Here is a 13583-nt window from a genome sequence, read left to right as displayed (position 1 = left end):
TATCGCCACTGGTAAGCAAAATCTAAATGCTATAAAACCTCTCACTTATTTCATCACATAGCTTGGTTCGATAGATAATCGATGATTGCAGTAGCTCGACATCTTCAGGCGATAGGAGAGGGTGGCGAGTTTTCTTATCGAATCGTGTTGTCATTTCTTCGAATAATTGTTCATGCAGGCGCTTTATGTCGTCAAAAATTTGCTGCGATTGGGAGAATAAAAACACTTTGTCGTAGTCGCCATTTTTAAGTGAGGCTAGGTACTTTAGAAGAATGGCTTGCCGTGCTGTTTTGTTCTTGAAGGAGTGTTCGACTTCTATAGCTGTAATTGAGCCATCTAATAAGCGTACTGCGCCATCGACTGTTCGGGTCTCTGTGCTTGTATTGGCGCGTTTGAATTCGGGTTCAGTTATGAAACTTTGCCACATCGGGGCGTAGGTGCCATCACTGTGATAATTGTGAATGCCTCTTAGCATCACAAAGGCGTTAATAAGGTTATGCATTAGGTTGTTATGGTTAAACTGTAAAGCGGGGTTGGTATTGGCTCTGAAGTACACATCAATATTCATTATTTCTTCAGCGTACTTTGCAGCACTGTAGGTTGGAACATAGACGCGCCCATCGGGGCTACGATGTGTTTTAACGAGCTTTAAAAAGCCATCGTTGGTGAGCCTATTTAAATGCTCCAAGGCTAATCGGTGTGAGATGGCATAAAGCCAACTCACAAGGCCTGGTGTGATGATTGTAAATCGAATGGCAATGAGGATTGAGAGCCTCAGGCGATTGCTAAACTTTTGATGATTGTTTGCACCTCCATAGTAGCGCATATCAATATCAAAATAGCGAGGGTAGGCGAGCTGAAGTTGGTTACTGGTATTGTTGTTTTGGATGTTTTTCACATTTAAAGACCTTGGTTGTTAGTTTGAATCTTTAACTAACAACCCACCTTGCAAATTATCGCTTTTTAGCGATTGTTTGCCGGTTTTCCTACCGGGATGCTTTGTGCGCATGCCCGGTAGGGTTGTCGCGATGATTATCGCAACAACAGGCAGCTTTCAGCTGATGTCTTCACAACGTTGTTGTTCAAACATATGGCTTAAAACGCCCGTCATCTCTGATGTTGCTCCGCAACGAGCTGACTCGACGAGCTACCGCTCTAGCGTATTAAGCCATAGCGCGAATGTACCGAGCTACGCTCTGTACTCACCGCCACAATGCCGCTTTATGAACAGGCGATGGGTGCCCCATTATCCGCCTTCATCATATCGCTTACTTTTCTATCGAAAAGGTGGTTCGCTTTTCAATTTGTACCAAATTTCAACCGAATTTCGCTAGGGCGAAACATCATCGCGGTGAGTACAGACCAGCTGTACATTCGCGCTGCTCCATGTTTCTTCGGCTTCGCCTACGGTACATTACGCGACTTATTGGTCTCATTCTGAGACGCTTTTTATTGCCTAATTTCGTTCCGAATTAGGCTGGATGTGATGTCTTTCAGACGAAAAAGTAAGTCTACTTCGTAACAAAACAAAGTAAAATTGCCTGTGAATAGTGAGATAAATAGAAAAGAAGAAAGTGATAATTCAAACTGTTTGTTGCTGAGCTTCGCAGTCAAACGAGTTTGTTTTTTATCACAAAATCATTAACTTTTAAAGAGAACTCACCCACTCTAAGAGGTTAAAAAATGACGACTACTTCGATTAATCCTGCAACCGGTTTACCTATCAATGATGCTGATAATGGCAATTGTGTTGATATAGGTGGCAACGTATTTGGCACAGATAACAGTGACTTTTCTGATACAACAAGCTGTGATTCTTTCTCTGTTTTTGATGATACTGATTGGGGTATAGATATTTCTTGTGGTGGAATAGATGAGTTTTAAACACTCATTTATCTATCGTAATCGCATAGAAATCGTTATCGCACTGATTCTATTCAGTGGTGTTGGATTTACCTTTTATCAGCTTAAGGTCACAGAAAATCTCATTTGGTTAATCGTAATGAGCCTGTTTTGCACCAAATTTGTAATGGGTGCAACGGGCTACTATATCTATGCAGAAAAGCACGCACCCAGCATGAAAAAGATGCTTGAGTATGTGTTACTAAGGTTTTACTAACCTCCTATGTTTGTCCAGCAAAGCGCCTATATGGCGCTTTTATCGGTTTATAAGAGAGTAAAATCGTAGTTATATCAGAATTTAAAAAAGCGCCCACAGGGCGCTTAGAATTAAAGGTATTTGTCTCGTAATTTTGATTCTATGAAACTTAAAATGTCAGCACATATGTATGCCAAAATAATGTGCTCATAGCCTTCGAGTAAGTTAGCAGACGCCAGTCTAGAAGTTTTGGGATAATCAAGAACCCACAAAAATATCGCAAGTGAAATAAACAAATAAATACTATTCACACCGACTTGAACTAACCCAAGTACGAGCTCTAAACAAAATGTCTTCACACAGATTCTCCTTATTTGTCCTGTGCAAATACGTATGTTTGTTAGGTGATAACTTATAGTAATTGGATGAAGGCTAACTTATTACTCCCCCAAAACGAGTAAACGTAATTGCTCTAAGGACAGCTTTGAGGAGTTTAATGAAGTTATCTTAACTAATTTATGTAGGTATGCTACGGTCTTTGTTTATCGAAAGTTCTGGCCACAACTATTATGAATAATAGAGCAATATTGAAAGCATTGGTTCTCGCTTCAATTATGGCAACGATAACGCTTGCACTTTTGGGAGGATATACTCCTCAGACTTCTATTGATGGTGTAACATGGCATCATTATTCGTTTCAATGGATTGATTTATTGTTGTTAATATTGCCAATATTTGTTGTTCCTATCACCTTCATAATTGGCTACTCAACATCTCTTTTGTTATTTAGGTTAAATTTGTTCAACATCTATACGATGTCAATTGTCGGTTCTATATGTGGAATAATGGTCATTTCGATAGTGTTTTATCAGTTTCCTCCACCTGCAATAGTAGCCTTTTATTATGGAGTAGCAGGTTTCGTTGCCTCAACTACAACTTTTTTTACATATAAATACCTAACAAAAAATATAAATATTTAGTGATTTAGCAATTACCAGCAACAAGCAATTGGGTTAATTAACTCACAAATGCCCCAAAATAATTTACCATTACAAAACAATTTGCTATCACTTATTAAGATTAGCCCTAATGTTAAAATTGTAACTATTGAAAAGGTTTGATAGTTTTTAAATCTTATTGAGTAACAAGCAAAACAAAAAGTTTTGCAAGCGTAAATGGATTTATGTTTTATGCCCGCATACACTAATTTCACTCGTATATTAAAAAATAGCCAAAATCCTTTAGGTACATCCGTACTCTTAATTTTGAGTTGGATTGCGCTTAGTGATGGTAATTTAGATGACTCAGAATTAGCTCAGCTTCAGGAAATAGCTAGTGCATCTAGCAGTGGTAGTGACATTAATAAGCTATTGGAAATAATTGAAAGCAGAGATGTGGAAGCTATTCGATTAGCATCTGAAGTCGTCAAGGCTCATTTCACCGGTACAAAAGCCAGACTTTTCTTAGAGATGGCAATTCAAATGTCCATTGCGGACAATTATCTTTTGCCTTCTGAAAATCATATTCTGCGGTATATCTCGGATTTACTAAATATTAGCAAACCCCTACTCAATAGCATCTTTACTGAATTTACCGGTAAAGCTATTCCCGAACCTAGTGACCCAAGCTATGCAAGTTATTGGTCGTCACAGTCTAGACCCAACAATTCAGAAGATAATTTAAGTAGGCTGGATAAGGCTTATGTCACGCTAGGTATAGAGAAAGGGGCAACTCTACAAGAAATAAAAAAAGCCTATAGAAAGTTGGCTCAAATGCATCATCCAGATAAATATGCGACCTTAGGAGAAGAAGCTACCGCTGCGGCCAAAATAAATTTTCAACGAATTAAAGATGCTTACGATTACTTGGTGACTTATGCGTAATTTATACAAAAGATTAGGAATATCTGACTTAGCTTCTCAAGAAGAAATTAGCCAAGCGATTAGACAATGCAGTAATGATGCCCTTCGGATAGATGCGAGTGAAGTACTTCTTAACACAAATAGGAAGAAGTCATACGATAAAATTCACAGGACTTTGGATGACATTGGCGCTCTGAGAGCGAGTCTAGGTCTCAATAATTCTGATAACTGGATTCAAGGCTCAACAGCCGATTATACAAAAATACCTAAACCATCAACGAAGAAAAATAATGTTCCACTTCACAAGAGAGATTACTCCAACAACTTTCTGGTGAACATTTTTATTAAGATCATAATGTTTTTTGTGGACCTTGCTTTGGGTCTTATACAGGGTATCTTTGAAGGGATACTTGAAGTTATAGTTAGGTTGATCCCATTAGCTTTAATTGGAGCATTAATCTTTGGAGCAATTTATCTACTAGACGATGGGAAGAAGAGTTCAAGCAGCAGTAAACCAAAGTCAACGTTTAATGAGCCCATTATTGCAACCCCATACAATGGAAAAATAAGGAAATGGGTTTCTTCACTTAGCGTTGCTCCTCTCAGCATAAATACGAGTTCTGGCAGCAATTATTTAGTGAAGCTTGTCGATGCATACACGGGTGAAGATGTTATGGATATATTTATTCATGGTGGCAGTAATATTGAAGTTGAAGTGCCATTAGGCAATTATCATATTAAATATGCTTCTGGTGAAACTTGGTACGGCTACCAACACTATTTTGGCCCAGAAACAGGTTACAGTAAGGCCGAGAGTATATTTAGATTTGCAGATACAGGGTATCAAGTTACGGGATATACATTGACTCTTTATAGAGTGACAAATGGTAACTTGAGAACAAAGGGGATTAACAAATCACAGTTTTAATTCAGTCAGTTACAAACTTTTTCCTAAAGAAAGCTTAATATTTAGATTTAGGGGGAAGTTTAAGCTAACGGCCGTGAAATCGACGCATTAAATAGCATGTAGTTGTCTTTCGGCTCTAAATTGATCATGTCCATAGGCGAGTTATCTGCTGACTCGCCTTTGCCCCAAAACGAGTTAGGGTAAACTCTCTAATGGCTGCTTTTAGCGAAGCAGGCATTCAACGTATTTAATGTATAAATAATCAACTCTCGTTATGCAATTTAAGTGGCTTCTCGTTAAAATTTTCATAAGTATTTAAGTTGCTAATTTACATGCTATTTTTTATGCGTGTTCTCGTAATGTAATTCTCTCCATTCTCGAATAAGTAAATTTTCGGTTATAGCGTAGCCTAAACAATTGTAAATCTTTTTAGCTATGTGTAAGTTATTAATAATTAGATTATTAAAAACCGTATTTTGATAATTCTGGAAATTAACACATAGAGTGTTAACGGGAATTCTCGGTAATACGCTGTTAACTGTAAGGGATTATCATGGCACAAGCATTTAATTGGAGATGCCCACATTGTCAGAGGTATGTAACCATCACGAATACTATTTCTGGCGGGCAAACAACGGTATACCACGATAATGCAGATGGGCGGCATACGCTTTATACCACATTCATCGTTTGCCCAAACCCTGAATGCGAGAAATTCACTCTCGAAGCCAATCTCCATGTGAGTAGCAGAACACCAAATGGCGAAAGATTAGGGGATGTGGTTAAACACTGGAGACTTGTTCCACCATCTAATGCGAAAGTATTTCCGGAGTACATTCCCAAGCCGCTAATAGATGATTATACCGAAGCCTGCTTAATCAAAGAGTACAGCCCAAAAGCTTCTGCCACATTATCAAGGCGCTGCCTTCAAGGAATAATTCGTGACTACTGGCGGGTTAAGCCAGGGCGACTCGTTGATGAAATTGAGGCTATTAAGGACAAAACCGACCATTTAACGTGGGAGGCAATAGACGCTGTTAGGAAAGTTGGTAATATCGGCGCGCACATGGAAAAGGATATCAATCTCATTGTTGATGTAGACCCTAATGAAGCCGAGTTGCTAATTAATTTGATAGAAATGCTCTTCCAAGATTGGTACGTAACCCGCGAAGAAAGGAAAAATAGGCTTGAGGCTATCGTTGATATTGGGTCTATTAAAGCCGAAGCTAAGAAGGGGAAAAACAGTTAACAAGGGCAAGCTCCGCGACGTATTTTTCGTTCCGCTTTCGGCTCCGCAAAAAATACGCCCGTGTTGGCGGCGTTACTCGCTACGAAGGGATACAGGCATTGAGTTCAAATTTTAACTACCGTATCGATGCTCCATTTAATAAAAAGAATCGATTTCTTAGATTTTGCGTTTACTTTGTTCTATGCCCTATACTCACCGGTTCAATGACCGCAATGATTTATGTGTTAGGAAACTTGATGAATGTTGATCTTAATGAGCCGATTCGGAGCAGTGAGCTTTCAGGCATAAAAATAGCTATGTTTTTTGGTGCAATTGGCCTATCGATATTAACACTTGCTGGTTTGGCGTTATTCATAGCCAGAAAGACATTCGGGAGGTTTAAAATTTAATGAAAAAGCATATAACAAGTGCATTAAAAAATGGGCGAAAAACGCTTGGCTTGCGCTCATTCTTCGCAACCTTTAGTAAAGCATTTTTCGCCTCTTAGGCGAGCGTTATACCTAAATGGAAGTATGATGTCAGACGTCACACCGTATAAAGAACTACATGATAGAGTAATCAAAACTACTAAGAATAGATTTGCCGCACAACGTCGATTGGAACATCACAATAAAGCGGTTTTGTGGACAATTACTTTGTCATCAATTTTCTTACTCATCACTCCTTTAGCTCAAGGCTTCGGTCTTGAACTAACACAAAGCAAAACTACAATTGATTTTGTACAGATTATATTAACTATAGTGATTTTGGCTGTTTCAATTATTTTGAGTATGGCTAACTTCGCAGTACGTGGTGAGCGAATCCATAACTGTGGAATGGAGCTAAATGGACTAGGACGCAGAATTTTCCCGCATATTAAGCTAACCGAACAAGACGACCAATATGACTCTTTCAACCAAGAGTATGATGAAATACTTAGACGCTATGAAAATCATACAAAAGTCGATTTTATGCGAACTAAGTTAGAAATGTCTGAGTATTATCAACTTCCATTTTGGTATCGTGGAATATTTACTTTGAGGTATTTTTCTCAATTTTGGTTATACGCAGCAATACTAGGTTCTGAATTTATTTGGGTTGGCACATTGTTTGGTGCGCTTAAGGTATAACAACGTATCAAGTGCGAACGCAAAAAGCTTGGGTGCGTTCGTGCCTTACTTAGATTAGCCAAGCGTTATACGCCGCTTATGCGAGCGTCACCGAATAAATACTCTAACGCGCTTTTGTCCATAAACAGTTTAGATAATGCGCCAGATTTAGATGGTTTGATATTCTTCATTACTTTTCTTTATTTTATTCATAGCTTCAAGGATTGCATTTTCATGCATTATGAATAAATTGTTTGATACTTTTGAGTACGTCCCGTGTTGCTCCTCAGCGGAAGTGTAATGCCATCCGGAGCGGTCATGATTTGTATGTAAAATATGAAGCATTCTATTTGCTTCAGCTACATATATTTCTTCTGTTGATAGCTTTTTCTCAGAGTTACTTTTGTGGTGTAATATTTCTTTTGATTCAATTTCAGCTTTCGTTAGTGTTGAATAATCATCTGATAATGCAACCAGTACATTTGTTTTAGCAAGTTTTCTAAACATAGTTAAGCAAGAACCTTTAGAGCCTTTCTTGTTAATTTTATAAGGGTTTGCCTTATCCATATTCTTAGGTGCATTCTTCAGCATGAACTCCCTAAGCGTATTGTATGGTAAATGATTTTCAGGATTTCGTATGCTTACAAACAAGTACTCTTTTATCTCACCATATACTCTTTTTGAATATGCTAATTGATCTTTTATGGCTTTTATCATTTCACTGGTTAATATTATTTTCTGTTCTTGTTGGTTTTTGGTTGGCCCTCTTTCTGTTGTGGTACTACCTGGTATTATCAAAACCTTCGGATCATCTAAATTATCTAAATAACTGCTCTTTAATGTGCAAGCGCACTGAGGTCTCAATGCGGCAAAAATACATAGCTTTAAAGCATTTACTAAATTTCTATTTTCGTTGTGTTCCAGGGTGATTAATAGCTTTGCTGTAGATTCATTATCTGTGTAGCCTTCATACTTTCTTATTTCACATCTTTTCTTAGATAAATATAAACTTTTGACATTATTAAAAGGGTTGTTCTTATAATTTAGTCTGTCTATTGAAAACTTAAATAAATCTTTAACGCGATGGAAAATGGTTTCTACATATTCCCTTGTAAGATCACTTTTTAATTTCGTAAATGCTAGTTGAATATCATCACTTGTAATATCAATAAACCTTTTATCAACACCAATGATAGTTGAAAATTTTCTAAGGTAGCATGAATACGTTCTAATGGTTCCATCTGAAAATAAACGACGATTACTCTTTTGCTCTTGTTTTAATTCTTCTATATACAGTTCAGCAACTTCTCCAAGCGTTTGACCATATAGGTGATTATCTAAAATTATGGCGCTAAGCCTAGCAGCTTCAGCGACTGTCATTGTTTCAAAGTTACCTAAAAGAGTACTTTTTAACCCATCTATTTTACGAAACTCTGCAAAAACTTTTACGACTCCATTTGGATAAAAAACGTATCTTAAGTTTTTTTCACTGTCATATTTAGACATCCTACGATCTTTTTTTGGTTGACCTGGTTCTGGTTCTGGGTATTCAATTGCTGCAGCGCATTCAGATAATATTAAAATATCTTTATCACTATATGGTGGTTTAATACTGTCGAATTTCGACTTGCTAATACACTCACTTTCACTTTGCTTCTCAGACTCATTTTCACTTGTTATCTTAGATAGGTTTCTAATTTTATCTAATATTCTGCTTATTTTATTTTTCTTAAACTTCTTGTTGGTTTTTTTCATATTTTATTAAGTCTTTATTATTTCATCTGGGATGAATTAACTTTGTCGCTTTTTTATTATGTTGAATGAGTTTTTTGATTGCTGCAAGAGGGGGAAGCCTTGCCAGCTATGGCTTTAAGCCTATGACTACTAAGATCATTTTGGTGGTGAAATTAAATGGCTTTGTTTAAGCTACTGATAAGTCGTTTATAAGCTTATTATCAAATCTGAGCTTTTTGGTGGTGTATTAGTATGTTTTGGGTACTAAACTTTTTAATTTTTTTTAAATAAAATTTTTTAACGATTTTTGTGTATTTTTTATAAATTCTTTGTAAGTTCATCAAAATTCAATACTTTTCTTCGTTCTATCGTTAAATTTATTTTTGCCAATACTATTTATTATTTTTGAGCGAAAAGTGTTCATTATCTTTGCTGTTGTACGAAAAATGACCCGGCTTTACGCTAAGTCATTATTTAGTTTCTATATGCTCTTTCAGTATACTTTTCGGATGAGTATTTAGCTTAAACAGCAATATCATCAAGGTAACTTTCGATTACAGTTCTACCATCTTTAGTCAGAATTAACTCTTTAACTGATTTTCCTGTATCGCCAAAAGGCTGATTTATGAATTGAATGTATGCACCTTTATGGACAAGAGATGCTTTTATTCGCTCTCTTAGCGCTTTTTTATGTTCCTTATCTTTGATTATTTTTTGTTGGTTTACATGAAATGCTGTCGGCCTTAACTCTAAGCTTTGAAGCTCATGGACTCGTTTTAAAATGCTGACCTCGTGTAACTTAAATACATTAAACTTAAGTTTTGTTGAAGTGCCGTAGAGCTCTTCAGATTTATCGTAGTTAAGCCCATTCGGATCATCAGACTTTCTCAAATGATGAAGTGCTAAACGGGTTAAGTCTTCTGCATGCTTAAAGTGGTAGCCGTTTGATACCATCAGCTCTTTTGTATTGGATTTAAAGAAGCTTCTACACATAGTACAAAATGCACCCGCAGAGCCTTTCATTACAATTTGTTCGATATCACCTTTTACTGCATCAAATGGAGAATAGTCTTTGATAATTTTATCGAGGGAGCGTTTAGAAAATTGCTTCATAGGGTCGCGTGGTTGCAGAAAAATGAACTCTTGATTGCAATTAGGTCGTGCCGATTCCATCCATGCCCTTTGTTCAAGGATAATAGTACGCATCATTTTTGTTAGTGGGAGTCTGTATTCTTTTTGGTTTTTCATTTCACCACGTACACCTACGATTGATGACGGAAAAGTTATTAAGGTCGGAAAGGTAATGCTATTCAGCCATGACCATTTCATTTGAGGAATGTTGATAGGCCTCAAGCCCGTTAAAATCATAAACCTGGCTGCGTTCTTCTGGTGAATGCATGGCGTAGTTGCAAGGTTGATCCACAACTCTGCAATTGAATCAAAGTCAGTGTAGGCTTGGCACGGACGGGGAGTATCAACTCGATCCGAAACATAATAATCATCAATGTCAGCAGCAGGATTACGGCCATTGTTAAACTTATTTTTGGCAAACTTCCATATACGCCTTATTTGAGCAAATAGCTCTATGGCTTGGTTGTTGGATTCGCTAGCAATAATTTTATCAATGATTCGCTCAAGATCCCCTGCCGTAATACTTTGAAATCTCGTTTTCATATTAAAGTACTGCTTAAGCTTTTTTACTCTGCACTTATATGTTCTCAATGAACCGGCTGCAAACTTTGTTGGTGCGAGTAAATGTCGGTTTGTCAGGTTCTGCTCATACTCTTTAAAAATAGTGTTTAAATCGGCGAATATCGTTCTTCCCTCTAATATCGTTTGCGTAAGCTCTCTTGCTTTTGCAATGGTGAGTTCTGGTAACTCCCCTAGCTTTACGTTTCGGATCTCTAATTTTTTTGGGAAATTAGAATAGAAGATGACCTTACCTTTTGGGGTGAAAACGAGCCGTAAATTGTGTTGTTGCTCATATTTAGACAAACGAACCAAGGGCTTATTTTTAATTCCTTGTTTTAAAGCAACTTTTCTCTCAAAATTTGAAATTATTTGAATCGCAGTAACACACTTTTTTATGTACAACATTGAAAAAGGTGCCTTCGTCTCTTTCCAAACTGCTTTTGCTTTGATGTATTCGGCTTTTGTAGTGGGTTTATTCGTGTTTTTCATTTCTCTAAAACTCAGGTTTATTAAGCCCTGCAGGCCTGTCGTTTGATCTAGATCAACAAAATTTAGAGTGGGGTAAAGTAGAATGCGCGACCGCTTTTGTAACGGCTGCTCATAAACAGAGTGTGCTACGAATTGTGTTATTATTTATCGAATATTTTTCAAACTAAGCTTGTTTGAAAAATATATGTGTTACATACCGACTCGTGTAACTATTTGTTTTATAGTGATTTATGTTCGAGGTCATTAAATGGCATTACTCATCAATAACAAATGTATTAACTGTGATATGTAATGCATCTACCCAATTAGCGCATAAAAATCATTGGCTTAAATTCTTTGTGTTTTTTCTGTGTTTTCCATCTTCGTGTATTTGCCCTAATAATTCTAAAGCAGTAACCAAAATTAATGTTTATATGGATAGAAATCAACCTGTTTTAGTAGCAATCATTGAATTAAAAAAGCCAGCAGAGCTGGCTTTAAGTCATAACGAGTCAAAAAACACGTTAACTGATTTATCAAACAAGTGATAAAAATATAAAAATTGTCCAGTGTTTTGAATATGCGATTGCACATCTCGCTTGAACTGTTTCAATAAGTAGAAATTACAACTGAAAAACACGTTCGTAGCTGGGCGCATTTCTTCAGGCAACGCTTGCATAAAAGAGTCGCTAACGACTATAAACTCCTGCTGGGCAACATAGTTTCTTACGTAATATATGTAGCCATCATTTTGTTCATATAAAGCAATATATTCTTCATCATTAGCAACTGCAGGTCGCTTCTGAAATAGTTCCACAACGTTTGAGTTAGTCATATTCATCTCCAAAAAGTTTGTCTTCGAAAATAAATACGAGCTACTTATGCAAAATTTGCATTGTCTGCCGCTTCTTATTTTTGATTTTAATAACATGGAGTAAATGAAATGGATAATTACAAATTTAATGCAGCTGTAGCAGCCGATTTTTTAGAGAAAGTTAGCCAGTGCCTTTATCAAGAGTATGACGCTATTTATGACCTAAACTTTACGGAAGATAATTTTGATGTAGAGAAGCTGCTATTTCACTGCTTTTCGAGTAGCTACAAAATTAGTTTTAGCTATGAACAGTTATCTCTCCTAAAGTCACTATTATTACTACTTTGCAGCAACACTAACTTATTAATGAGTAATGACGCTGGTGATAGTGAAGGCTTTGTTGATGAGCGTCAGTTGGAATTTGACTTCGATAACTCGTATTAATTCGCTTGCAGTGAACATGTTTATCTTTAAGTACATACAGGAGATAAACATGAGCCAAACTAAACTTCAAATTGTCAGAAAGTACACAAGAGAGTCTAAGTCACCTTTTCAAGACGCATCGACGAGCCTTTGGCTTGCAAATGTCACTAACGAAGATAGGCTTGAGTTAGACTTTTCACAGTACATATACGTTCATCGTGATGATGTTGGAAAAGTCGTCGGGGTCAGTGTTAGTAAGTCTATTGCTCGAGAGCATAGTCTTGAAAGTCAGTATCTTGAAGGGAGCGGTATGTACAGCATACTCATCTTTTACATCGACCAAATAAAAGATTTCTGCGAGCACTGGGCTGATGAATTTGAACAATTCTTTCTACTGCCGCCTGATTTGTTCTTCGAATTAGTGCAGTGGCATTGGAACACAATCATTGAAAATGATGGTTAATTCAAGCGACTCGAAAGAGTCGCTTTTTCTAGAACATATTACTACCAGATAGCGTCATGCCCTTACTTGCAATGACACTATTCGTTGGCACTCGCTTTTTTATTATCTAGATATACCCAAATAGCTCCGCCAATCATCATTGATAGGGGGACCAGAAAAGTTAAGTATTCAATCTGAAAGTTCATAGCACTTCTCCAATTCAATGTGAGGAAAAAATATAGCTCGTTACCTTTGCTAGTAATTAACTATAACACATCGCAAACTGAGCATGATTTCACTATACGGCCTAGAGCAATATCAATGTCATTTCTACTATCCATCACATGCTAGCTCAAGTACAAAATAGCGGCGCTAATAAGAAAAACAAAAATTCACTTCACTAAACTGGTAATGGATAAACTTATTTTGCTTGTTTATTTCTTACTTAATAGTGCGAGACAGACTGAAATAAGCAGGACGCTCAATCATCACTTAGCAAATGTCGTTACCACCGCACCCTGGCGGAGGACCTAGATTTGGCTTCTTTAGGAAGTCAGCTCGCATATATAAGCGGTTTGCGATAAGAGTTAACTGTAGGGAGAGTTAGCTGTGTGAGTTGCACGAATGCGTTGCAGCAAACTCAGATGAATGACAGAGCAATAAAATAGAGAAGCAGGCACTATGTGTCTGCTTTTCTCTTTAGATTTCTCATCGACCAAACTAATGTATTTGCCATGTCTTTACAGTTGTAAAGTATAGGTATACTTGTGTACATCGTCAGTCTACCTTCCTCTTTGTGTAAAATT

General features: G+C 37.0%; 14 protein-coding genes. 10 read left to right on the top strand and 4 right to left on the bottom strand.

Annotated elements, in window-relative coordinates; genetic code table 11:
- Positions 1-22: 22 nt before the first annotated feature.
- A complete protein-coding gene (locus EXT43_RS19380; protein ID WP_346470077.1) occupies positions 23-826 on the bottom strand; it encodes a hypothetical protein in 804 nt (267 codons plus the stop codon).
- Between the two features lie 857 nt (positions 827-1683).
- On the opposite strand from EXT43_RS19380, the gene EXT43_RS19375 reads away from it, so the two are divergent.
- The 8 genes from EXT43_RS19375 to EXT43_RS19350 all read left to right on the top strand — a co-directional run bounded on the left by EXT43_RS19375 (position 1684) and on the right by EXT43_RS19350 (position 7225).
- Positions 1684-1884 carry a hypothetical protein gene (locus tag EXT43_RS19375; protein WP_055022470.1) on the top strand — a complete coding sequence of 67 codons (201 nt, stop codon included), beginning with the start codon at positions 1684-1686 and terminating at the stop codon, positions 1882-1884.
- The gene (locus EXT43_RS19370; protein ID WP_130167712.1) at positions 1874-2119 is read left to right on the top strand and encodes a hypothetical protein; all 246 of its coding nucleotides are present in this window, start codon (positions 1874-1876) and stop codon (positions 2117-2119) included. The genes EXT43_RS19375 and EXT43_RS19370 overlap by 11 nt, the downstream gene beginning before the upstream one ends.
- A gap of 566 nt (positions 2120-2685) precedes the next feature.
- Positions 2686-3078: a hypothetical protein gene (locus EXT43_RS20740; RefSeq protein ID WP_138519609.1), complete on the top strand. Its 393-nt coding sequence runs from the start codon at positions 2686-2688 to the stop codon at positions 3076-3078.
- A 210-nt stretch (positions 3079-3288) separates the two neighbouring features.
- Positions 3289-3981, top strand: coding sequence for a DnaJ domain-containing protein (locus EXT43_RS19365; RefSeq protein WP_130167711.1), 693 nt, complete (start codon positions 3289-3291; stop codon positions 3979-3981).
- On the top strand, positions 3974-4888 hold the full coding sequence (locus EXT43_RS19360) for a hypothetical protein (protein WP_130167710.1): 915 nt from the start codon (positions 3974-3976) through the stop codon (positions 4886-4888). The genes EXT43_RS19365 and EXT43_RS19360 overlap by 8 nt, the downstream gene beginning before the upstream one ends.
- A 532-nt stretch (positions 4889-5420) precedes the next feature.
- On the top strand, positions 5421-6116 hold the full coding sequence (locus EXT43_RS19355; protein WP_130167709.1) for a DUF4145 domain-containing protein: 696 nt from the start codon (positions 5421-5423) through the stop codon (positions 6114-6116).
- Between the two features lie 236 nt (positions 6117-6352).
- Positions 6353-6505 (top strand): hypothetical protein, encoded by a 153-nt coding sequence (locus tag EXT43_RS20735; RefSeq protein WP_165385125.1) that lies wholly within the window; start codon positions 6353-6355, stop codon positions 6503-6505.
- Between the two features lie 126 nt (positions 6506-6631).
- Positions 6632-7225: an SLATT domain-containing protein gene (locus EXT43_RS19350; RefSeq protein ID WP_165385124.1), complete on the top strand. Its 594-nt coding sequence runs from the start codon at positions 6632-6634 to the stop codon at positions 7223-7225.
- Between the two features lie 147 nt (positions 7226-7372).
- On the opposite strand, the gene EXT43_RS19345 is transcribed toward EXT43_RS19350, so the two are convergent.
- The 3 genes from EXT43_RS19345 to EXT43_RS19335 all read right to left on the bottom strand — a co-directional run bounded on the left by EXT43_RS19345 (position 7373) and on the right by EXT43_RS19335 (position 11933).
- Entirely contained in the window at positions 7373-8959 is a 1587-nt protein-coding gene (locus EXT43_RS19345) for a hypothetical protein (RefSeq protein WP_130167707.1), read from the bottom strand.
- Between the two features lie 501 nt (positions 8960-9460).
- Positions 9461-11119, bottom strand: a complete 1659-nt coding sequence (locus EXT43_RS19340; protein ID WP_130167706.1) for an integrase family protein — start codon at positions 11117-11119, stop codon at positions 9461-9463.
- 481 nt (positions 11120-11600) lie between these two features.
- Complete coding sequence (locus EXT43_RS19335; protein WP_130167705.1) at positions 11601-11933, bottom strand: hypothetical protein; 333 nt, start codon at positions 11931-11933, stop codon at positions 11601-11603.
- Between the two features lie 108 nt (positions 11934-12041).
- On the opposite strand from EXT43_RS19335, the gene EXT43_RS19330 reads away from it, so the two are divergent.
- Together EXT43_RS19330 and EXT43_RS19325 are read left to right on the top strand one after the other, a co-directional pair.
- Complete coding sequence (locus EXT43_RS19330) at positions 12042-12356, top strand: hypothetical protein (protein ID WP_130167704.1); 315 nt, start codon at positions 12042-12044, stop codon at positions 12354-12356.
- A gap of 49 nt (positions 12357-12405) precedes the next feature.
- Positions 12406-12798, top strand: a complete 393-nt coding sequence (locus EXT43_RS19325; protein ID WP_130167703.1) for a hypothetical protein — start codon at positions 12406-12408, stop codon at positions 12796-12798.
- The last annotated feature ends 785 nt before the right edge of the window (positions 12799-13583 follow it).

The sequence above is a fragment of the Pseudoalteromonas sp. CO109Y genome (genome assembly GCF_004208935.1).
GTDB lineage: Bacteria > Pseudomonadota > Gammaproteobacteria > Enterobacterales > Alteromonadaceae > Pseudoalteromonas > Pseudoalteromonas shioyasakiensis.
Note: the sequence above shows the minus strand (reverse complement) of the source record. Positions and strands in the feature narration are given on the sequence as shown.

Excerpts from the sequence above, each read along its gene's own strand:
- EXT43_RS19325 (WP_130167703.1), top strand. The coding sequence starts at position 12,406 with ATGAGCCAAACTAAACTTCAAATTGTCAGAAAGTACACAAGAGAGTCT.
- EXT43_RS19340 (WP_130167706.1), bottom strand. The coding sequence starts at position 11,119 with ATGAAAAACACGAATAAACCCACTACAAAAGCCGAATACATCAAAGCA.
- EXT43_RS19360 (WP_130167710.1), top strand. The coding sequence starts at position 3,974 with ATGCGTAATTTATACAAAAGATTAGGAATATCTGACTTAGCTTCTCAA.
- EXT43_RS19365 (WP_130167711.1), top strand. The coding sequence starts at position 3,289 with ATGCCCGCATACACTAATTTCACTCGTATATTAAAAAATAGCCAAAAT.
- EXT43_RS19380 (WP_346470077.1), bottom strand. The coding sequence starts at position 826 with ATGCGCTACTATGGAGGTGCAAACAATCATCAAAAGTTTAGCAATCGC.
- EXT43_RS19370 (WP_130167712.1), top strand. The coding sequence starts at position 1,874 with ATGAGTTTTAAACACTCATTTATCTATCGTAATCGCATAGAAATCGTT.
- EXT43_RS19355 (WP_130167709.1), top strand. The coding sequence starts at position 5,421 with ATGGCACAAGCATTTAATTGGAGATGCCCACATTGTCAGAGGTATGTA.
- EXT43_RS19350 (WP_165385124.1), top strand. The coding sequence starts at position 6,632 with ATGTCAGACGTCACACCGTATAAAGAACTACATGATAGAGTAATCAAA.
- EXT43_RS19375 (WP_055022470.1), top strand. The coding sequence starts at position 1,684 with ATGACGACTACTTCGATTAATCCTGCAACCGGTTTACCTATCAATGAT.
- EXT43_RS20735 (WP_165385125.1), top strand. The coding sequence starts at position 6,353 with ATGAATGTTGATCTTAATGAGCCGATTCGGAGCAGTGAGCTTTCAGGC.
- EXT43_RS19330 (WP_130167704.1), top strand. The coding sequence starts at position 12,042 with ATGGATAATTACAAATTTAATGCAGCTGTAGCAGCCGATTTTTTAGAG.
- EXT43_RS19345 (WP_130167707.1), bottom strand. The coding sequence starts at position 8,959 with ATGAAAAAAACCAACAAGAAGTTTAAGAAAAATAAAATAAGCAGAATA.
- EXT43_RS19335 (WP_130167705.1), bottom strand. The coding sequence starts at position 11,933 with ATGACTAACTCAAACGTTGTGGAACTATTTCAGAAGCGACCTGCAGTT.